Source organism: Streptosporangium nanhuense (assembly GCF_059358815.1).
This window is the reverse complement of the sequence record NZ_JCADBG010000004.1, coordinates 415,781-435,689: the sequence shown is the minus strand read 5'-3', so window position 1 is coordinate 435,689 and position 19,909 is coordinate 415,781. Positions and strand designations below refer to the sequence as shown.

The 19,909-nt window shown below is 71.0% G+C and carries 17 protein-coding genes; 14 read left to right on the top strand and 3 right to left on the bottom strand.

The window, feature by feature from the left end; translation table 11 throughout:
* Positions 1 to 127: 127 nt before the first annotated feature.
* A complete protein-coding gene (locus AC5L38_RS11705) occupies positions 128 to 967 on the top strand; it encodes a hypothetical protein (protein ID WP_495242770.1) in 840 nt (279 codons plus the stop codon).
* A gap of 87 nt (positions 968 to 1,054) precedes the next feature.
* Here the strand turns inward: AC5L38_RS11705 and galE are convergent, their stop codons facing one another.
* Complete coding sequence (gene galE, locus AC5L38_RS11700) at positions 1,055 to 2,014, bottom strand: UDP-glucose 4-epimerase GalE (protein ID WP_495242769.1); 960 nt, start codon at positions 2,012 to 2,014, stop codon at positions 1,055 to 1,057.
* Between the two features lie 122 nt (positions 2,015 to 2,136).
* Between galE and AC5L38_RS11695 the strand changes: the two genes are divergently transcribed.
* The 5 genes from AC5L38_RS11695 (at position 2,137) to AC5L38_RS11675 (ending at position 7,477) form a co-directional block, all read left to right on the top strand.
* A complete protein-coding gene (locus AC5L38_RS11695) occupies positions 2,137 to 3,450 on the top strand; it encodes a hemolysin family protein (protein WP_495242768.1) in 1,314 nt (437 codons plus the stop codon).
* Between the two features lie 165 nt (positions 3,451 to 3,615).
* Positions 3,616 to 4,620, top strand: a complete 1,005-nt coding sequence (gene trpS / locus AC5L38_RS11690) for a tryptophan--tRNA ligase (RefSeq protein ID WP_495242767.1) — start codon at positions 3,616 to 3,618, stop codon at positions 4,618 to 4,620.
* A 326-nt stretch (positions 4,621 to 4,946) separates the two neighbouring features.
* A complete protein-coding gene (locus AC5L38_RS11685) occupies positions 4,947 to 5,819 on the top strand; it encodes a YihY/virulence factor BrkB family protein (RefSeq protein WP_495242766.1) in 873 nt (290 codons plus the stop codon).
* Between the two features lie 79 nt (positions 5,820 to 5,898).
* A complete protein-coding gene (locus tag AC5L38_RS11680) occupies positions 5,899 to 6,261 on the top strand; it encodes a PadR family transcriptional regulator (RefSeq protein ID WP_495242765.1) in 363 nt (120 codons plus the stop codon).
* Between the two features lie 85 nt (positions 6,262 to 6,346).
* Positions 6,347 to 7,477 carry a hypothetical protein gene (locus tag AC5L38_RS11675; protein ID WP_495242764.1) on the top strand — a complete coding sequence of 377 codons (1,131 nt, stop codon included), beginning with the start codon at positions 6,347 to 6,349 and terminating at the stop codon, positions 7,475 to 7,477.
* Positions 7,478 to 7,627: 150 nt separating this feature from the next.
* Here AC5L38_RS11675 and AC5L38_RS11670 read toward each other — a convergent pair whose 3' ends face one another.
* A complete protein-coding gene (locus AC5L38_RS11670) occupies positions 7,628 to 8,887 on the bottom strand; it encodes a D-alanyl-D-alanine carboxypeptidase family protein (RefSeq protein WP_495242763.1) in 1,260 nt (419 codons plus the stop codon).
* 87 nt (positions 8,888 to 8,974) lie between these two features.
* Between AC5L38_RS11670 and AC5L38_RS11665 the strand changes: the two genes are divergently transcribed.
* Positions 8,975 to 9,193: an SCO4848 family membrane protein gene (locus AC5L38_RS11665; protein ID WP_495242762.1), complete on the top strand. Its 219-nt coding sequence runs from the start codon at positions 8,975 to 8,977 to the stop codon at positions 9,191 to 9,193.
* On the opposite strand, the gene AC5L38_RS11660 is transcribed toward AC5L38_RS11665, so the two are convergent.
* Positions 9,152 to 10,564, bottom strand: coding sequence for a peptide ligase PGM1-related protein (locus AC5L38_RS11660; RefSeq protein WP_495242761.1), 1,413 nt, complete (start codon positions 10,562 to 10,564; stop codon positions 9,152 to 9,154). The two genes, AC5L38_RS11665 and AC5L38_RS11660, sit on opposite strands and share 42 nt — an antisense overlap.
* Before the next feature lie 535 nt (positions 10,565 to 11,099).
* On the opposite strand from AC5L38_RS11660, the gene AC5L38_RS11655 reads away from it, so the two are divergent.
* The 7 genes from AC5L38_RS11655 to AC5L38_RS11625 all read left to right on the top strand — a co-directional run bounded on the left by AC5L38_RS11655 (position 11,100) and on the right by AC5L38_RS11625 (position 19,710).
* Entirely contained in the window at positions 11,100 to 12,341 is a 1,242-nt protein-coding gene (locus AC5L38_RS11655; protein WP_495242760.1) for a M20 family metallopeptidase, read from the top strand.
* Between the two features lie 301 nt (positions 12,342 to 12,642).
* The gene (locus tag AC5L38_RS11650) at positions 12,643 to 13,722 is read left to right on the top strand and encodes a BMP family lipoprotein (RefSeq protein WP_495242759.1); all 1,080 of its coding nucleotides are present in this window, start codon (positions 12,643 to 12,645) and stop codon (positions 13,720 to 13,722) included.
* Between the two features lie 102 nt (positions 13,723 to 13,824).
* A complete protein-coding gene (locus tag AC5L38_RS11645) occupies positions 13,825 to 15,348 on the top strand; it encodes an ABC transporter ATP-binding protein (protein WP_495242799.1) in 1,524 nt (507 codons plus the stop codon).
* A 121-nt stretch (positions 15,349 to 15,469) separates the two neighbouring features.
* Positions 15,470 to 16,618 carry an ABC transporter permease gene (locus tag AC5L38_RS11640; protein WP_495242758.1) on the top strand — a complete coding sequence of 383 codons (1,149 nt, stop codon included), beginning with the start codon at positions 15,470 to 15,472 and terminating at the stop codon, positions 16,616 to 16,618.
* Complete coding sequence (locus AC5L38_RS11635; RefSeq protein ID WP_495242757.1) at positions 16,615 to 17,895, top strand: ABC transporter permease; 1,281 nt, start codon at positions 16,615 to 16,617, stop codon at positions 17,893 to 17,895. Before AC5L38_RS11640 ends, AC5L38_RS11635 begins: the two co-directional genes overlap by 4 nt.
* Before the next feature lie 88 nt (positions 17,896 to 17,983).
* A complete protein-coding gene (locus AC5L38_RS11630; protein ID WP_495242756.1) occupies positions 17,984 to 18,427 on the top strand; it encodes a cytidine deaminase in 444 nt (147 codons plus the stop codon).
* 2 nt (positions 18,428 to 18,429) lie between these two features.
* On the top strand, positions 18,430 to 19,710 hold the full coding sequence (locus AC5L38_RS11625; protein WP_495242755.1) for a thymidine phosphorylase: 1,281 nt from the start codon (positions 18,430 to 18,432) through the stop codon (positions 19,708 to 19,710).
* The last annotated feature ends 199 nt before the right edge of the window (positions 19,711 to 19,909 follow it).

The following is a 19,909-nucleotide window of genomic DNA, read 5'->3' as shown; positions in this document are numbered from 1 at the left end:
GCCGCCCGCCCCCCCGCCCGGTCGCGTCTCCCGGCCTTCCCCTCGCGTGGACGACGGGAGCAGGCGGAGGAAAAGGCGGCGTGTCGATCATCGCGGAGCGGCGCGACCCGGCGTTCAATGATCACTTGTGGTCGGGAGATCGCTGTTCAGGGAGCACGCCGCGGCGCGGATCGTCGCCGGGGTGATCTGTCTCGTGCTCGTGGCGGCACCCCGTGGGGCGCTCGCCTCGCCCGAGGACGACGGCTGGGGCGGCGCCGACCTGTCGGTGCGGCTGACGGCCTCCCCGAAGCGCGCGCAGCCCGGCCAGCCGCTGGCCTACCGCGCCGAGGTGCGCAACGACGGTCCCGGCGACGCGGTGCTTCCGCTGCTCACCGTACGGCTGCCCGAGGAGGTGGCGGTGGTCGGCGTCAACGTCGCCGAGTGCCTGCCCGGGGCCGTGGCGGGGGAGGTGGTCTGTCCCTCGCCGACGGACGTCCTGGCCGGGCAGACCGGCGGGGTGACGGTCATCGGGGTGGTGCGGCCCGGCGCGCGGGGCCCGCTGAGGGCGGTCGCGACGCTCTCCTCCGAGATCGTGGACGACGACGAGACGGACAACTCTTCCGAGACGCTGACCAAGGTGGACGAGGGTACGGACCTGGCCGTCAGTCTGTCGCGCGCGACGCGTGCGGGCCGCCTGGTCACCGTGGCCGCCGTGGTGCGCAACCGCGGGCCGCGGCGCGTCCACGACGCCGGGGTCCTCTTCGACACCGGCGGGGCGCGCCTGATGTCGGCGCGGGGCGCGCGGTGCGACTCCCACTCCGCCTACGTCGGGTGCAGGCTCCGTACGGTCGGCGCGGGCCGGAGGGTGAGCTTCATGCTCGCCTTCGTGGCCCGCGCGCACGCGCCACGGGCCGAGGCGACCGTCTACTCCCTGCGGCTGGGCGACCGACGCCCGGCCAACAACACGGCCCGCTTCAGCCTGGGGTAGGCGCGGCCGGCCGGTCCGCGCCCGGCCCCGGTCGTACGTTTCCGAGACCGGTGGCGCGGCCGGGGCGGCGGGTGGGGCGGGGTGGTGTCAGCCGAGCAGGGCGGCCCAGGCGTCGGCGACGACGTCGCGGACCGACGGGTGCTCGGGCTTCCAGCCGAGCTCGCGCTGGATCTTCTCCGACGAGGCCACCAGCACGGCCGGGTCGCCGGCGCGGCGCTCGCGCACGATCGCGGGGATCTCGTGGCCGGTCACCTCGCGGCAGACCGACAGCACCTCCTGGACCGAGAAGCCCGTCCCGTTGCCCAGGTTGTAGATCTTGTGCTCGCCCGGGGAGCAGGCGTCCAGCGCCAGCAGGTGGGCCCTGGCGAGGTCGGCCACGTGGATGTAGTCGCGCACGCATGTGCCGTCGGGAGTGGGGTAGTCCGTGCCGAACACGCTGACCGACTCGCGCCCGCCGAGCGCGACGGCGAGGATGTTAGGGATCAGGTGGGTCTCCACGGTGTGACGTTCGCGGTAGACCCTGCCGTCTCCGGCGGTGTAGGCGCCGCCCACGTTGAAGTAGCGCAGGCTCACCGCGGCCAGGCCGTACAGCCCGGCGAACGCGCTCAGCGCGGTGTCGACGGCGAGCTTGGACGCGCCGTAGGGGTTGGTCGGCCGGGTCGGGGCGGTCTCCTCGATCGGGGAGCGCTCCGGCTCGCCGTACGTCGCGGCGGTGGAGGAGAAGACGATCCGCCCCACCCCGGCGCCCCGCATGGCGTCGAGCAGGGCCAGGGTGCCGCCGAGATTGTGCGCCCAGTAGAGGCCCGGCCGCTCCACGGACTCGCCGACCAGGGACTTCGCGGCGAAGTGGAGCACGGCGTCGGTGCCGGGCAGCAGGTCGGCGGCGTCGGTGATCGACCCCTCGACGAAGCGGGCGCCCGGCGGCACCGCGTCGGCGTGGCCGGTGGAGAGGTCGTCCAGCACGGTGACCTCGTGGCCCGCCTCGACGAGTTGCGCCGCCACGACCCCGCCGATGTATCCGGCGCCTCCGGTGACGAGCAGCTTCACGGAGCCTCCTGTTTGATGATGTTTGTACTTGTTTACTTTTGTAAGTCTATCGCCAGCATATGCTGGCACATCAAATATCGGCCACCGCCGGAACGGGCGACCGCCATGACGGAGACGATCTCGTGAACAGCGTCCTGGCGAACATCGCCCTGGTCATGCTCTTCGTACTGATCGGGGGATTCTTCGCCGCGGCGGAGATGGCCATGGTCTCCCTCAGGGAGAGCCAGGTCAGACGGCTCGACACCCAGGGCCGCAGGGGGGCTAGGGCCGCCAAGCTGGCCCGCGACCCCAACCGCTTCCTGTCCGCGGTGCAGATCGGTGTCACCGTGGCGACCATGCTCTCGGCCGCCTTCGGCGCCGACACCCTCGCCAAGGACCTCATCCCCGTGGTGACCGGCTGGGGGGTGCCGGAGGCCGTGACGGCCCCGCTCTCCCTGGTGCTGGTGACACTGGCGATCTCGTACGCCTCGCTGGTCCTCGGCGAGCTGGCCCCCAAACGGATCGCCAGGCAGCGCGCGGAGGGGATCTCCCTGCTGGTCGCGCCGTTCCTCGACCGGATGGCCGCGCTGTCGCGGCCGATCATCTGGGCGCTGTCCAAGTCCACCGACGGGGTCGTCAAGCTGCTCGGCGGCAACCCCGACGCCGACCGCGAGGAGATCTCCACCGAGGAGCTGCGCGACATGGTGGTGGGCCACCAGGAGCTCACCGCCGACGAGCGCCACCTGATCGGGGAGGTGTTCGCGGCGGGCAAGCGGCAGCTCCGCGAGGTGATGCTGCCGCGCACCGAGGTGGAGTTCATGTCCGCCGACACGCGGCTGGCCGAGGCGGCGATCCTGGCCGCGGCCATGCCGCACTCCCGCTTCCCCGTCTACCGCGACTCCTACGACGACATCGTGGGCTTCGTCCACATCCGTGACCTGCTCGACCCGGTGCTGACCGGGTCCATCGAGCCGATCAGCGAGCTGGTGCCGATCCGCCCGGTCAAGCTGGTCCCCACCAGCAAGCGGCTGATGGCCACGCTGTCGGAGATGCGCAAGGAGGGGCACCACCTGGCGATCGTGGTCGACGAGTACGGCGGCACGGCCGGCATCGTCACCCTGGAGGACCTCGTCGAGGAGCTGATCGGCGACATCCGCGACGAGCACGACGTGGCGGACGAGCACGTCGCGCTGCCCGCGGGGGAGGTCGAGCTCGACGGGCTGGCCAACCTCGACGAGGTGGCGACCGAGAGCGGCATCCGCCTGGCCGACGGCCCGTACGAGACCCTCGGCGGGTTCGTCATGTGGGCGCTCGGCCACCTTCCCGCGCTGGGGGAGCGGGTGGAGATCCCGGGGTTCGACCTGACGGTCACCGACATGGACGGGCGCAGGGTCTCCCGGGTGAGGATCAAACGGAGCACGCCGCGCCCGGAGACGCCGCCCGCCCCCGACAGCTGACGGAAGACGCCTCGCCCGCGGGTGCCGCGCGGGTGTACCACGAGCGGTGCCACGATCCGAGGGCCGGGACCGAGATCGGCGGGCAGGGTCCACGGGCGGGATCCACGGGCGGGATGCCGCGAGCGGCGCGCCAAGCACTCCCGGCAGCTGACAGAATTGGCTGTTATGGCCAGTCCTCGTGTCCTGTCGGGAATCCAGCCGACCGCAGACTCCTTCCACCTGGGAAACTACCTCGGTGCCATCAGGCAGTACGTCGCCATGCAGGAGGGGTACGACGCCTTCTACTGCGTCGTCGACCTGCACGCGATCACCGTGGACTACCAGCCGGACGTGCTGCGCAGGCGCTCCAGGGTCGCCGCGGCCCAGCTCTTCGCCGCCGGTCTCGACCCCGAGCGCTCCACGGTCTTCGTGCAGAGCCACGTCCGCGAGCACACCGAGCTGGCCTGGGTGCTGATCTGCCTCACCGGCATGGGCGAGGCCGGGCGGATGACCCAGTTCAAGGACAAGGCGGCCAAGGGCGGCGAGAGCGCGGCGAGCGTCGGGCTGTTCACCTACCCGATCCTGCAGGCGGCCGACATCCTGCTCTACCAGGCCAACCGGGTTCCGGTCGGCGCGGACCAGAAGCAGCACCTGGAGCTCACCCGCGACCTCGCGCAGCGCTTCAACCACCGCTTCGGCGAGACCTTCACGCTGCCCGAGCCGCACATCGTCAAGGGGGTCGAGAAGATCACCGACCTCCAGGAGCCCACGGCGAAGATGTCGAAGTCGTCCTCCTCGCCCACCGGGATCCTCGACCTGCTGGAGCAGCCGGGGCCGCTCCGCAAGAAGATCATGCGCGCGGTCACCGACACCGGCTCCGAGGTCCTCGCCGACGACGAGAACAAGCCCGGCGTCACCAACCTGCTGCGCATCCAGTCCGCGCTGAGCGGCGTCCCGATCCCCGAGCTGGAGGCCCGCTACGCCGGGCAGGGATACGGCACGTTCAAGAAGGACGTGGCCGAGATCGTGGTCGACACCTTCACCCCGATCCGCGAGCGCACCGAGAAGCTGCTCGCCGACGAGGCCGAGCTCGACCGGATGCTCGCCGTCGGGGCCACCCGGGCCCGCGCGGTCGCCGCCGAGACCATGGCCAGGGTGCGCGACCGGGTGGGGTTCCTGCCCACCTCCTGATCCTCCTTCGCGCGGCCCGGGCGGGGTTCCCGCCCGGGCCGCGCCGCTTTTCCCCACGGCCGTCCACGCGACCGTCTCCATGACCGTCTCCATGACCGTCCACGCGACCGTCTCCATGACCGTCCACGCGACCGTCCACGCGACCGTCCACGCGACCGTCCACGCGACCGGCCGCCCCCGCCCGCTCCGTGGTCCCCCGTGTACGCACGGCTGCTTTTCCGCCGCCGTCCACGATCGGGACGGCGGTGATTGGGTAGGGGGCGCACGTGACAAGCCTGCTGGAACGCCTCCGATCGGCCCGCGAGCGATTCGGAAGGACGCTCGGCGTGGCCCGGGTCAGATGGCACTGGCTCGATCACCTGGTCAGGACCTTCCAGCGCTACCAGATCCAGTCCGGCGACCGGCTGGCGGGAGCGGTCAGCTACTTCGCCTTCCTGTCGTTCTTCCCGATCATCGCGCTGGCCTTCGCGGTCTTCGGTTACTTCCTCTCCGCCAGGCCCGACGCCACCCGGACCCTGCAGGCGGCGATCAACCAGTACCTGCCCGGACTCGCCGACAGGCTGCCGATCCAGCAGATCGCCGACTCCAGGACCAGCGCCGGGATCATCGGCCTGCTCGGGCTCCTGTACGCCGGGCTCGGCGCGATCGACGCCCTGCGCGGCGCGCTGCGCGAGATCTCCATGACGACCGAGGCGCCGCTCAACTTCGCCCTGGCCAAGCTGAGGGACCTGGCCGCCCTCGTGGTCGTCGGCACGACGATGGTGGCGTCGGTGCTGGTCGCCGGTTTCGCCACCCAGGCCAGCGGGGTCGTGGCCGGGTGGCTCGGGCTGTCGGGGTCGTTCGTGGCCACCGCCACGATCTGGCTCGCCGGGCTGGCGGTCAGCGTGCTCGCCGACGTCGTCGTCTTCCTGGTCATCCTGCGCGGGCTGGGCCGGTCCAGGCAGCCGTTGCGGGTGCTGCTGCGCGGGGCCCTGCTCGGCGCGGCCGGTTTCGCCCTGCTCAAGCAGCTCGCCGCGCTGATCCTCTCGGGCACCCTGAACAACCCCGTCTACGGGGTGTTCGCCGTGGTGGTCGGCCTGCTGGTCTGGATCAACTTCTCGGCCCGCGTGATCATGTACGCCGCCGCCTGGACCGCGACCGCCTCCCTGGGTCCTCCGCCCGACCCCACCCCGGTCCCGGCGACCGCCATCCGCGCCTGAACGCCTGGTTCCGAGACGCTCGATACCACGCGGGATCGACCTCTCGTTATATCCTGCTTTCCGATATATGCTGCAAGGCATGACTCCAAGGGTGATGACGGAGCCCGCGTTCCTCATCCTCACCGCGCTGGTCGACGAGCCGTGTCACGGCTACGGCATCGTGCGTGAGGTCGAGCGGCTGTCCGGCGGGCGGGTCCAGCTCAAGGTCGGCACGCTCTACGGCGTGCTCGACCGGCTGGCGGGCGACGGGCTGGTGGCCCTCGACCGCGAAGAGGTCCAGCAGGGGCGGTTGCGCCGCTACTACCGGCTCACCGACTCCGGCTCGCGGACGCTGGAGGCCGAGGCCGCCCGGCTCGCGGAGAACGCCAGGACCGCCGTCGACCGGCTCCGCGCCCGGCATGCCCGGCACGGCCGGGCGACCGCCGCCGGAGGCCCCGCGTGAGGGCGAGCGTGAGGTCCCGCGTAATGGTGAGTGGGAGGTCCCGCACGGGGGCGAGCGTGAGGGTGAGTGGGAGAGGGGCGCGCCGGTGAGCCTGCTGGAGGATCGCTATCGCCGCTGGTTACGCCTGCTGCCCGCCTCCTACCGCGCCGAGCGCGAGGAGGAGATGGTCTCCGTGTTCCTGGAGGGCTCGCCGGACGTGTCCGACGCCGACGGGCCACGGCCTCGCTGGTCGGAGATCGCCAGTGTCGCAGTGCTGGCGGTCCGGGTCCGTCTCGGGGGAGCGGGCCACCCGGCGCCGAGGTTCCTCGCGTGGGGAGAGATGGTCCGCCTCGTGGCCCTGCTGGGGCTGGGCCTGCAGGCGTTCCTCGGAGCCCTCGCCGCCACGAGCACCCTGCGCGCGTACGGGGTGATCGGCACGGCCGAGCCCTTGTTCGCCCAGGCGGCAGGGCCCTCCGGGTCGCCCGAGCGGCTCGCGGCCATCCTGGGAGGTCTCGCGGGCGCCCTCTGGTTCGCCCCGCTCGCGGCGCTCCTCGCCGGGCGCCCGCGCGCCGCCAGGGCACTGGCGCTCCTCGCGCTCGTGCTGGAGGTGCCGGGCCTGATCCAGGTGTTCCTGAACCTCTTCTCCGACCTGACCGCTCTCCCCGGCCTGCTCGTCTTCTCCGGTCTTCCCACCTTCTCGGGCCTGACGGCCTTCCCCTGGAGCGTGCCGGTCGGCCTGCTGCCGCCCCTGGTCACGGTGCTGGCCCTGTGGGCCGGTTTCCACCGGGACGCGCGGCCCGTGCGCAGGCCGCTGTGGCTCCTGCTGCCTCCCCTCGTCGCCGGTGCCGCTCTCGTCGCGTTGTACGAGGCGGTCGCGTCTCCCACGACCGCCGCCTGGATATGGCCGTGGCTGGACCTTCCCGGCCTGGTGAGCGCGTTCCTCCTGGGCGCGGGCGCCGTGTACGCCTGCGTGCACGCGTACGCGCCCGACCGGCGCACCCCGTCGTGGCCGCTCGCCCTGGCGATCCTGGCGCTGACGATTCTGTGCGTCCGTCTGGCCGGGCTGAACTACGACGTCGGCATCGGCTTCGCCGACGAGACGAGCCGGATCATCACGCTCGCCATGTTCGGCCAGGCGGCCCTGCTGCTGGCCTTCGTCGCCTGGGGTGCCGTCCTGGGGGTCAGGACCCTCCCGGCCGCACCGGCCCGGGGCCGCGAGGGACCGGCCGAAGGATGATCGGCCACACCGCTTCGGCGACCGCCCGGGGGGAGTCGCGGGGACCCGCCGAGAGGTGACCGGGCCACCGCGGGGCCGTCCACGAGGCCCGGGGCGGGCGAGCCGCACCCGTACCCGTGCCCGGGGCGGACACCCCGGGCACGGCGCGGATCACCGTGGCCGGTGGGAGCGCCTGCGCAGGCCGTACACCAGCCAGGCCAGGCCGCCGAGCAGGGCGGCGCCGAGGGCGTAGTAGCCGATCGGGACGCCCTCGTCGGCGGGTCGCGCGGCGGCGGCCGGGTCCGGTGCGGAGACGGGGGCCGTGGCGGCGGGGGTCGCCGAGGCGGCGGGTCCGGTGGGCAGCGGGGCGGCTTCGGGGAGCGGGTCGACCAGCCTTCCGACCGAGGTGACCTTGCCGCGGTTGGCGAAGCCCCAGTCGAGCAGGTCGGCGACCTCCTCCCAGAAGTAGCCGTCGTGACGCATGATCGACACGATGACGGTGTGACCGTTGCGCTTGGCGGCGCCGACGAAGCTGCCCATGGCCTTGGACGTCCAGCCGTTCTTGACGCCGATCATGCCCTTGTAGCGCCAGAGCAGCTTGTTGTGGTTGCCGATCTCGTAGTAGCCCTTGGGCGCGGGAAACTTATCGGTCTTTGTGCTGATATATCGGCGAAAATCGGCGTTGGCCAGGCCGGCGCGGGCGATCAGCGCCAGGTCGTAGGCCGAACTGCTCTGGCCCGGCTTGTCCAGCCCGCTCGGCGTCTTGGCCACCGTGTCGAACGCCTGCAGGCGCTTGGCCTCGGCGTTCATGTCCGCCAGGGTCGTGGCCAGGCCGCCGTTCGCCTCGGCCAGCGCCATCGCGCAGTCGTTGCCCGAGACGAGCATCAGCGCCTTGAACAGGTCCTCGACGGTGTATATGGGCTTGGGGACCAGGCCGACCGCGCTGCCCTCCTCGTTCACGGCGCGCCTGCTCGGCTTGATCTTCCGGTCCTTGTCCAGCTTCGGGATCAGGGTGAGGGCGGTCAGCGCCTTCAGCGTGCTCGCGGGAAGGTAGCGCCCGTGGGCGTCCTTGGCGGCCAGCACCTCACCGCTCTCGGCGTCGGCGATCACGTACGCCTTCGCGGCCGTCTTGGGAGGGGCCTTCACGCCCGCGGGGATGACGAGGCCCCGCCCTCCGAGCCTGGAGCCGCCGACCGGCTCCCTCTCGCGCCGCGTACGCGGGCCCGCCGCGGAACCGGCCCCCGCGCGCGCGTGCGGCGAACCGGCGCCCGCACGTGCGTCCAGCGGACCCGCGCCCGGCGAGCCGGCGCCCGCGCGCAGGTCGAGCGGGCCGGTCGCGGGCACGTCCGCGACCCGGGCCTGTACGGGCGCGCCGAGGAAGGCGGTCGCCGCGAGCAGCACCCCGACGGGCGCGACATGTTTGATCCCCATGATGATCTCAGGGTAGCTTCGTACCGGTTCGCATGGAGTTACAGGTGCCCTGACCAGGTACGAGCCACTCGGCGGAATACTGACATCATGCAAATAACGCGAAAGACAGCTGTTTTTCTGATCGGCCTTGCCGCTTTCATGATCTTCGAATGGATCACCCTTGGCTTCAACCTCGCGGACGGTCATCCGAGGGCCTTCTACGTGGTCCACGGAATCCTGATCGCCGTCAACATCGTGCTGGGGATCGTGCTCGGCGCGATCGGCCTACGCGGTCTGGCGAAGCGTGACCAGCGTCCTTCGGTGTAGCTCGGCGGCCTCCTCCGCGGAGTCGCCGATGCTGGTGAACCCGAGCTTGCCGTACTTCGGGATCCCGCCCAGCATGTGCAGCACGTTCCCGGTGCGCCTCTCGCGGTCGAAGCCGAGGCCCTCGTCGTGGACCAGTTTGACCACCTCCCCGGGAGTGCGGCCCCGCAGTGCGGGCGCGGCGCAGTTGTCGGTCGCCATGTAGTGCTTCGGCCGGCCCGCGTGCACGAGCGTGCCGCTCTCCGGGTCGTACGACGCGCCGGTGGTCAGGATCGCGGCGCCGAACGGGTGGGTGGTGCCGCCGATGCGCAGGTTGATCTCGCACATCAGCGTGCGGTAGCCGCCGTCGGTCTTGACGGCGAAGAAGTCGATGCCGAACAGTCCCACCACGCCGCGGCCCGCGAGGATCCTGGCGATCCGCTCCGCGTGCGCGCCCAGCTCGGCCCGGTACTCCTGCCGGGCGGGGAAGGTGCAGCCCTGGTAGACGTCGCCGTTGGGGCCGCCGAGGATCTGCTCGTGGGTGGCGACCACGTCGTACGAGCCGCCGGGGGTGATCCGCGCCAGCGCGCTGGGGGAGTACAGGGGCCGGTCCTCGATGAACTCCTCGATCACCGCCCCCCGCTCGGCGACCTTCTCGGCGAAGGTCGTCCAGCTCTCGTCCGCCGCGGAGAAACTCGTGGGGCAGGAGGCGAGCGGCCGCTCGTCCTTGGTCACGATGGCGTTGCCGAGCCCCGAGTAGCTGTTGTTGAGCTTGACCATCAGCTTGCTCGCGGGACCCAGCGCGCGGGCGGCGTGCTCCACCTCGATCAGCGAGCGCAGGTCGCCGAAGCCCCTGACCAGCGGCACCCCGGCCTCGTCGCCGATCGTGCGCCCGCCGCTCTTGGAGCCCAGGTGGGCCAGGGAGGTGGCGGGGCCGTACACCGGCAGGGAGAGCATCCCGGCGAGGCGCTCCTCGTACTCGCTCACCACGAACGGCACCATCCAGGCTGCCCTGCCGTTCCCGCCGTCCCCGCCGCCGGCGTCGCCCTCCCGGTGGCCGAGGGCGGCGCGGACGCGGGCGATCACGTCCGGGCGGCGCAGCAGCGCCTCGGTGAGCGGATGCGTGTCGGGATCATCCAAACTGATCATTTGCAGGCGCGTGCGGGCCTCGTCGGGATCGTCGAGGAAGCCGAGGTAGTAGTCCACGACCGCACTGTCCACGGGGGTCGAGGTGAGGTAGACGACCTGGACCTTCGGCTTCCTCAAGGTGAGGAGAAGGAACAGCAGCCGCTCCTCGTAGCAGAGGGGGCCGGTGATCCTGCGCAACTCATCCTGGGGAAGCGACAACGAGGGAAGGACCACAAGGGTGCCCTCGTCCGGTTCAAATATGCTCAAACGCGACTGCCTCTCCCCGAATGGGATGTTTGTGATCATGTGAGGAGTGAAGCACGCATTTCTCCTGTTTACATCACTCCGCCGGGTTCGATGACCGGCACCTGAGGTCACGTAAATTGCCAGGTCGGCGAGGTTTGGAAATGGCCCGGGGGCCCCCGCCTCCCGGATCGGCCGTCCTCCGCTCTGACCATCCTCTCATAGTCAATTTGGGCTATCTTTCCTGGTCCTCCCGGGTCAGAAGGTGTACGAGTGGGGCATGGGGTGACAAAACATTTGGCGGAGATGTCGGCGAGCTGCTCGGGGGGAGAGATAAAGTCGATGTCATCGCCAACGCGACGGCTTCCCCGGTCCTCCGGCCTGCCGTTTTCGGGTCGGTGACCACCAGTCCGTGCTGATGCGGCCCGTGAGAACCCACTCCGGCCCGTCGGTGCGGCGATCGCTTTTTTTCGAGACTGCCTCATGGGTTTCGAGATCCTGGGCAGTGGCACGGTGCGTCGAGGATCCAGGCCCGCCGGCGCGGATGGGACGGTGAGCAATGCGGGGGCGTAATTTGCGGGGAGAACTCGACACGTTCCTCGCCGGCCGCGAGCAGGAACTGATCAACTTCCGTCGAGACCTGCACATGCATCCCGAGCTCGCGTTCGCCGAATACCGCACGACGCAGCGCGTCGCCGAGCGGCTGACCGCCGCGGGGCTGGTCCCCTCGGTGCTGCCGCGCGGCACCGGCCTGCTCTGCGACGTCGGCAGCGGCGACGGCCCGACCGTGGCGCTGCGGGCCGACATCGACGCGCTGCCGGTGCCGGACGAGAAGGACGTCCCCTACAGCTCGACGGTCCCCGGCGTGTGTCACGCCTGCGGCCACGACGTGCACACCGCGATCCTGCTCGGCACCTCGCTCTTCCTCGCCCAGCAGGCCGAGGCCGGCCTGCTGCCCGGCCGGGTCCGGCTGATCTTCCAGCCCGCCGAGGAGCTTCCCGGCGGCGCGCTGGAGGTGATGGCCTCGGGCGGCATCAGCGGTGTCGACCGCATCTTCGGCCTGCACTGCGACCCCCGGCTGGACGTCGGCAAGGTCGGCCTCAAGGCCGGTCCCATCACCTCGGCCTGCGACAAGGTCACGATCAGGGTGAGCGGCCCCGGCGGGCACACCGCCCGGCCGCACCTCACCGCCGACCTCGTCTTCGCGCTCGCCAAGATCCTCACCGAGCTGCCCGCCGCGCTCTCGCGCCGGGTCGACCCCCGCTCCTCGCTCAGCCTGGTCTGGGGCCGGGTCGAGTCGGGCTCGGTGGCCAACGCCATCCCCGACGACGGCATCGCCGAGGGCACCGTGCGCTGCCTGGACGAGGCGGCCTGGCACGCGGCCCCCGACATGATCAAGTCGCTGCTGGAGTCGGTCGCCGGCGCGTACGGCGTCGAGGCCGAGATGGAGTACGTGCGCGGCGTGCCGCCGGTGGTCAACGACAAGATCAGCGTGCAGATGCTGGCCGAGGCCGCGGAGGGCGTGCTCGGCGAGGGCGCTCCCGCCCCGACGGAGCAGAGTCTGGGCGGTGAGGACTTCGGCTGGTACCTGGAGTCCATCCCCGGCGCGTTCGCCAGGCTCGGCACCCGCGAGCCGGGCTCGACGCACCTGGCCGACATCCACCAGGGCACCTTCGACGTGGACGAGGCCGCCATCGGCGCCGGGGTGCGCTTCCTGGCGGCGACCGCGCTGACGGCCCTGTGGGAGGGGCAGCGTCCCATCACGGGCGAGCCCCTCCTGGCCGTGAACGCCGACAACTAACCAGCCTTTGACATCTAGTCAGCTGAAAAGTCCGGACATATCCTAAGGAGCCGGTCGACGATCCCCGAGACAGTCGTCGACCGGCCGGACAGGCGTGTCAACGCCAGGCTGCGGCGGCCATCCGGAGCTACCCACGGGTAGTCATGCCCCGCTTCCTGGGTCACAAGGTGGCGTGAGCTGGATAACGGACCTGTTGCGGACTTGTGTGCTGGTTTGGTCAACCCTGATGGAGCAACTATCTTCCGTGCAGGGTTGCCGTGCGTCTCTTCGCGCGTGCACTGAAACGCGAAGGGAGTCCATCTTGCTTCAGAACCGATTCGGCAAGCTGGCCGCGACCGCACTGGCCGGCAGCATGCTCATGGGAGCTGCCGCGTGTGGTGGAAGCGAGGAACCGACCACGTCGGCCGCACCGAGCGGGGCCGCCAGCAGCGCGGCGTCGGCCGCGACGGGCCCGAAGGTCGGTCTGGCGTACGACATCGGCGGGCGTGGCGACCAGTCGTTCAACGACTCCGCGGCGGCGGGCCTCGACAAGGCCAAGGCCGAGCTGGGCCTGGCCGAGGTCAGCGAGCTGGAGGCCGGTAACGGCGAGACCGAGGCGGCCAAGGAGGAGCGGCTGCGCCTGCTCGCCGACGGCGGCTTCAACCCGATCATCGCAGTGGGCTTCGCGTACTCCAACCCGGTCAAGAAGGTCGCGACCGAGTTCCCCGACGTCAAGTTCGCGATCGTCGACGACGCGGCGGCCGTCGCCCCCAACATCTCGAACCTGCTCTTCGCCGAGCATGAGGGTTCCTTCCTGGTCGGCGCCGCGGCGGCGCTGAAGAGCAAGAAGAACCACGTGGGCTTCGTCGGCGGCGTGCAGGTGCCGCTGATCAACAAGTTCGAGGCCGGGTTCGTCGCGGGCGCCAAGGCCGTCAAGTCCGACGTGAAGATCGAGGTCAAGTACCTCACCCAGCCGCCGGACTTCACCGGCTTCAGCGACCCGGCCAAGGGCAAGACCGCGGCCGAGGGCATGTTCGACGCGGGCGCCGACGTGGTCTACCAGGCCGCGGGCGGCTCCGGTGGCGGCGTGTTCGAGGCGGCCAAGGCCGCCAAGGGCCTCGCGATCGGCGTCGACTCCGACCAGGCGAAGACCGCGGCCCCCGAGCTGCAGAGCGTCATCATGAGCTCCATGATCAAGAAGGTCGACGTCGCCGTCTTCGACTTCCTGAAGGGCTTCACCACCAACTCGGTGAAGGCGGGCAGCACGGTCTACGACCTCAAGGCCGACGGCGTCGACTACTCCACCACCGGTGGTCAGATCGACGACATCAAGGCCAAGCTCGACGAGTACAAGCAGAGGATCATTTCCAGCGAGATCACCGTTCCGGACAAGACCTCCTGACCTGGTACTAATGAGGGGCCCGGCGGACATTTCCCCCGGGCCCTTTGTCCTACTCTGACCATCACGTTCCGTATCGGGGCCATCCGTACGGAGGAGGCCGTCATAAGCACCTCGGCACCGGCCGTCGAGCTCGAGGGGATCACGAAACGATTCCCCGGCGTCGTCGCCAACCGTGACATCTCCCTTTCCGTACGGCAGGGGCACGTGCACGCCGTCGTCGGCGAGAACGGCGCGGGCAAGTCCACCCTCATGAAGATCCTTTACGGCATGCAGCGCCCGGACGAGGGGCGGATCCGCGTCAACGGCGAGGACGTGAGCTTCCGCTCACCCGGTGAGGCGATCGCCGTGGGCATCGGCATGGTCCACCAGCACTTCATGCTGGCCGACAACCTGACCGTGCTGGAGAACGTGATCCTCGGCAGCGAGCCCCGCAAGGGCGGGGTCGCCCTCGACTTCGGCACCGCGCGGAGAAGGATCCGGGAGATCTCCGACTCGTACGGCCTCGGCATCGACCCCGACGTCACCGTCGAGGACCTGGGCGTCGGGGCCCGCCAGCGGGTGGAGATCCTGAAGGTCCTCTACCGGGGCGCCCGGATCCTCATCCTGGACGAGCCGACCGCCGTGCTCGTGCCGCAGGAGGTCAAGGAGCTCTTCGCCAACCTGCGCGAGCTGGTCCGCGAGGGGCTGACGATCATCTTCATCTCCCACAAGCTGGACGAGGTGCTCTCGGTCGCCGACGCCATCACCGTCATCCGGCGCGGCACGACCGTGGCCAGCGTGGACCCCAAGGACGTGACCGCCAGGCAGCTGGCCGAGCTGATGGTCGGCAGCGAGCTGCCCAGCCCGGAGACCCGCGAGTCCACCGTCACCGACGTGGTGGCGCTGTCGGTGCGCGGCCTGAGCGTCCACTCGGCCGAGGACCGCTGCATCGTGGACGACGTCACCTTCGACATCCGCAAGGGCGAGGTGCTCGGCATCGCCGGGGTCGAGGGCAACGGCCAGGCCGAGCTGGTCGAGGCCATCATGGGCATGCGCCCGGCCGAGGGCGAGATCCACCTCGGCGAGCACGACATCTCCGCCTGGACGACGCTGCGCCGCCGCGAGGCCGGCATCGGCTACATCCCCGAGGACCGCCACCGGCACGGCCTGCTGCTGGAGGCCCCGCTCTGGGAGAACCGGATCCTCGGTCACCAGACCCGGCGGCCCAACGTCAGGGGCCCCTGGATCGACCGCGCGGGAGCGCGCGAGGACACCCGGCGCATCGTCGAGGCGTACGACGTCCGGACCCCGGGCATCGACGTGGACGCCGCGGCCCTGTCCGGCGGCAACCAGCAGAAACTGATCGTCGGCCGGGAGATGAGCGGGGAGCCCGTCTTCCTGATCGCCTCCCACCCGACGCGCGGCGTCGACGTGGGCGCCCAGGCCGCGATCTGGGACCACCTGCGCGCGGCGCGTGCCGCGGGCCTGGCGGTCCTGCTGATCTCGGCCGACCTCGACGAGCTCATCGGCCTGTCGGACACCCTCAAGGTGATCCTGCGCGGCCGGATCGTCGCCGAGGTCGATCCCAAGGATGTGACACCCGAGCGGCTCGGTTCGGCCATGACGGGTGCTGGAGAGGCGGCATGAACACCCACGTAGCGCACACGCCCCCGGGAACGCGCGGCACGAACATCCAGGTAGCGCACACGTCCTCAGGGACGCGCGGCACGAGCACCCACACAGCGCACACGCCCACCAGGACGCGCGGATGAGCCGGGAAAAATCCACCTTCACCGACCGGCTGCTCGGACGGGTCTCGCCGGCGGGGCTGCTCTCGCTCACCGCCCCGCTCGTGGCCATCGTGTTCGCCGCGCTGATCACCATGATCATCCTGTCGATCATCGGCGCCCCGCCGCTCGACACGCTGGTCAGCATGGGCGAGTACGGCATCCGGCCACGCTCGATCGTGCTCACCCTGAACGCCGCGACGTACTTCTACCTGTCCGCGCTCGCGGTGGCGATCGGGTTCAGGATGAACCTCTTCAACATCGGCGTCGACGGCCAGTACCGCCTGGCGGCGCTCACCGCCGCGGCCGTCGGCGGCGCGGTGACCCTGCCCGCCCCGCTGCACGTCGCGCTGATCATCTTCGTCGCGGTGCTGGTCGGCGCCGGATGGGCCATGATCGCCGGGCTGCTCAAGGTGCGGCGCGGGGTGAGCGAGGTCATCTCCACGATCATGCTGAACGCCATCGCCACCTCGGTCGGTTTCTGGCTGCTCAACAAAGAGCGCTTCGCCGTCGAGGTCGCGGGCAGCAACAACATCGGCACCAGGCCGATCGGCCCCTCCGGCCAGGTGCCCGGCCTGGCGATCGTCTCCGGCACTCAGACGAAGGTGTTCGGCCTGATCATCCTGTCGATCGTGATGGGCGTCCTCTTCCACGTGGTGATCAACCGGACGCGCTTCGGCTTCAATCTGCGCGCCACCGGCCGCTCGGAGTCGGCGGCGGTGGCCAGCGGCGTCAACGTCAAGCGGATGATCCTCGTCTCGATGGTCCTGTCCGGCGGGGTGGCGGGCTTGGTCGGCATGCCGCAGCTGCTCGGCGCCTCCTACAGCTACAGCCTGGACTTCCCCCCCGGCCTGGGCTTCACCGGCATCGCGATCGCGCTGCTCGGCAGAAACCACCCGGTCGGCATCGCGTTCGGCGCCCTGCTGTGGGCCTTCCTCGACACCTCCGCGGGCATCCTGCAGATCCAGAAGATCTCCCCCGACATCGTCACGATCATGCAGGGCACGATCGTGCTCTCGGTGATCATCGCCTACGAGCTGGTCCACCGCTACCAGATCTCCGCCGAGCAGCGCCGGGTGAGCCGCCAGCTGGCGGACACCACCCCGACCAGGGAAGGAACGCCGGCATGAGCCAGGGCGCCCTCGCCACCCCGGAGGCTCCCTTCCTGGAGCCGAAGACCCCCGCCCGCAGGTTCAGGGTCACCTGGCGGGTCCTGCTGCTCGCCCTCGGCGCGCTCGTCCTGCTGCTCTCGTTCACGCGGACCGTCACCGGCGCCGTCGACCTCACCTCCGCGGGCGCGATCAACGCCGCCGTCGCGCTCGCCATCCCCATCGGCCTGGCCGGTCTGGGCGGCCTGTGGGCCGAGCGGGCCGGAGTGGTCAACATCGGCCTCGAAGGCATGATGATCATGGGCACCTGGTGCGGGGCCTGGGGCGCGATCCAGTTCGCCAACCCGTGGGCGGGTGTCCTCGCGGGCGCGATCGGCGGGGCCCTGGGCGGCCTGCTGCACGCGATCGCCACCGTGACGTTCGGCGTCGACCACATCATCTCCGGTGTCGCGATCACCATCCTGGGCCAGGGCGTCACCCAGTTCCTGTCCAAGGTCACCTTCGCCGAGATGCCGGGCGGCGGCGACTCCCAGTCGCCCCCGGTGCCCAAGCCCGGCGTGGTGAGCGTGCCGTGGATCGGTGACCCGCTCAGGACGCTGGAGGCCAAGCAGTGGTTCCTGCTGTCGGACGTGGCGGGCATCCTGCGCGGCCTTACCACGAACGTCTCGCTGCTGACGATCCTGGCGATCCTGCTCGTCCCGCTCTCGTACTACCTGCTGTGGCGTACGGCGTTCGGCCTGCGCCTGCGCTCCTGCGGGGAGAGCCCGACGGCCGCGGAGTCGCTGGGCGTCAACGTCTACACCTACAAGTACATCGCGGTGCTCGTCTCCGGAGCCCTGGCGGGCATCGGCGGCGCGTTCCTGGCTCAGGTGGCCGCGAGCGCCTACCGCGAGGGGCAGACCGGCGGGCGCGGCTTCATCGGCCTCGCCGCCATGATCTTCGGTAACTGGCGGCCGGGAGGGCTGGCCGGCGGCGCCGTGCTGTTCGGCTACACCGACGCGCTCCAGCTGCGCAGGGGCGGCGAGTCGGTGCACGCGCTGCTGCTCGTGGTGACGATCCTGCTCGCCGCGGTCGCCGTCTACCAGCTCGTACGGCAGCAGCGGATGCGGGCCGCGCTGATCACCGGGGTCGCGACGGTCGCGGTGTTCGTGGTGTTCGCGCTGACCGACTCCGTCCCCTCGGAGTTCACCTCCGTCACCCCGCACATCACCACGCTGCTGGTGCTGTCGCTGGCGGCGCAGCGGCTCCGCCCACCGGCCGCCGTCGGCGCGCCGTACCGCAGGGGACAGGGGAAGTGACGGTCACGCGCACCTCACGAGCGGATCTGATTCGATGAGCGGCGAGACGGGCACCGACACAGGCAGTGAGACGGGCGGTGAGGTCGGGATGAGCACACAAGCGGGCAGTGGGACGGGCGCCGGGGCGAGGGCCGGGACGGTCATCGACTGGGCGGCGCTGAAGGCCGAGGCCGTGCGGGCCATGGGGCACGCCTACGCCCCCTACTCCAAGTTCCCCGTCGGTGCCGCCGCGCTGGTGGACGACGGGCGGATCGTGTCCGGCTGCAACGTCGAGAACGCCTCCTACGGCCTCGGGCTGTGCGCCGAGTGCGGGCTGGTGTCCTCGCTGCGGGCCACGGGCGGCGGCCGTCTCGTCGCGTTCACCTGCGTCGACGGGCACGAGGAGCTCCTCATGCCGTGCGGCAGGTGCCGCCAGCTCCTGTACGAGTTCGGCGGCCCCGAGCTGCTGCTGGAGACCATCGACGGCCCGAAGCCGATGGCGGAGATCCTCCCCTACGCCTTCGGGCCCGACGACCTGAGCCGGGGGGCCTGATCATGGACGCGATCGACGTCATCGTCACCAAGCGGGACGGCAGGGAACTGTCGGAGGAGCAGATCGACTGGGTGATCGACGCCTACACCAAGGGCGTCGTCGCCGACGAGCAGATGTCCGCGCTCGCGATGGCGATCCTGCTCAACGGCATGAACCGGCGGGAGATCGCCGGGTGGACCCAGGCCATGATCCGCTCCGGCTCCAGGATGGACTGGTCGTCGCTGCCGGGGGCCACCACCGACAAGCACTCCACCGGCGGCGTCGGTGACAAGATCACGCTGCCGCTGGCACCGCTGGTCGCCGCGTGCGGGGGATACGTGCCCCAGCTGTCCGGCAGGGGACTCGGCCACACCGGCGGTACCCTGGACAAGCTGGAGTCCATCCCCGGCTGGCGGGCGTCCCTGTCCAACGACGGGATGCTCGACGTGCTCGGCAAGGCCGGGGCGGTCATCTGCGCGGCGGGCGACGGCCTCGCCCCCGCCGACAAGAAGCTGTACGCGCTCCGCGACGTCACCGGCACCGTCGAGGCGATCCCGCTGATCGCCTCCTCGATCATGTCGAAGAAGATCGCGGAGGGCACCGGCGCGCTCGTCCTGGACGTCAAGGTCGGCTCCGGGGCCTTCATGAAGAACATAGAGCAGGCCCGCGAGCTGGCCACGACCATGGTCGAGCTCGGCACCGACGCCGGGGTCAACACGGTCGCGCTGCTGACCGCGATGGACCGGCCACTGGGCCGGGCCGTGGGCAACGCCCTGGAGGTCACCGAGTCGGTCGAGGTGCTCGCCGGGGGCGGGCCCGCCGACGTGGTCGAGCTCACCGTTCGCCTGGCGCGGGAGATGCTCCAGGCGGCGGGCCTGACCGGGGGCAAGGACCCCGAGCGTGCCCTCGCGGACGGCTCGGCGATGGACGCCTGGCGCCGGATGATCACCGCTCAGGGCGGCGACCCCGACGCCCTGCTGCCCAGGGCCGCCGAGACGATGGAGATCACCGTGCCCTCGTCCGGCGTGCTGTCCAGGCTCGACGCCTACGGCGTGGGCCTGGCGGCCTGGCGGCTCGGCGCGGGCCGGGCGCGCAAGGAGGACCCGGTGTCGTTCGGCGCGGGCATCGTGCTGCACGCCAAGCCGGGCGACCTGGTCCGCGCGGGGCAGCCGCTGATGACGCTGCACGCCGACGAGACCGCGCGCTTCGAGCGGGCGCTCGCCGCCCTGGAAGGGGCCTACACCGTCGGCGAGACCGCCGACCCGGACCTGCTGCCCCTGGTGATCGACCGCGTCACCGCCTGACACCGGCGGGTTCGTCCGGCGGGCCGGGGGCGCTCTTCCGGTCCGCCTCACGGGCCGGGGTGCCCTCCGGGGCCGTCTCCCGGCGCGTCCGGCGGTCCGGGACGTTCTCCCGATTCATCCGGCGGGTTCGTCCAACGGACCGGGACGGCGGGTTCGCCTAGCGGGCCGGGACGGCGGGTTCGTCCAACGGACCGGGACG

Bases quoted from the DNA above. Each gene is read 5' to 3' on its own strand.
- AC5L38_RS11630 (WP_495242756.1), top strand. From the start codon at position 17,984: ATGAGCACACAAGCGGGCAGTGGGACGGGCGCCGGGGCGAGGGCCGGG.
- AC5L38_RS11635 (WP_495242757.1), top strand. From the start codon at position 16,615: ATGAGCCAGGGCGCCCTCGCCACCCCGGAGGCTCCCTTCCTGGAGCCG.
- trpS (WP_495242767.1), top strand. From the start codon at position 3,616: ATGGCCAGTCCTCGTGTCCTGTCGGGAATCCAGCCGACCGCAGACTCC.
- AC5L38_RS11655 (WP_495242760.1), top strand. From the start codon at position 11,100: ATGCGGGGGCGTAATTTGCGGGGAGAACTCGACACGTTCCTCGCCGGC.
- AC5L38_RS11670 (WP_495242763.1), bottom strand. From the start codon at position 8,887: ATGGGGATCAAACATGTCGCGCCCGTCGGGGTGCTGCTCGCGGCGACC.
- AC5L38_RS11665 (WP_495242762.1), top strand. From the start codon at position 8,975: ATGCAAATAACGCGAAAGACAGCTGTTTTTCTGATCGGCCTTGCCGCT.
- AC5L38_RS11640 (WP_495242758.1), top strand. From the start codon at position 15,470: ATGAGCCGGGAAAAATCCACCTTCACCGACCGGCTGCTCGGACGGGTC.
- AC5L38_RS11680 (WP_495242765.1), top strand. From the start codon at position 5,899: ATGACTCCAAGGGTGATGACGGAGCCCGCGTTCCTCATCCTCACCGCG.
- AC5L38_RS11625 (WP_495242755.1), top strand. From the start codon at position 18,430: ATGGACGCGATCGACGTCATCGTCACCAAGCGGGACGGCAGGGAACTG.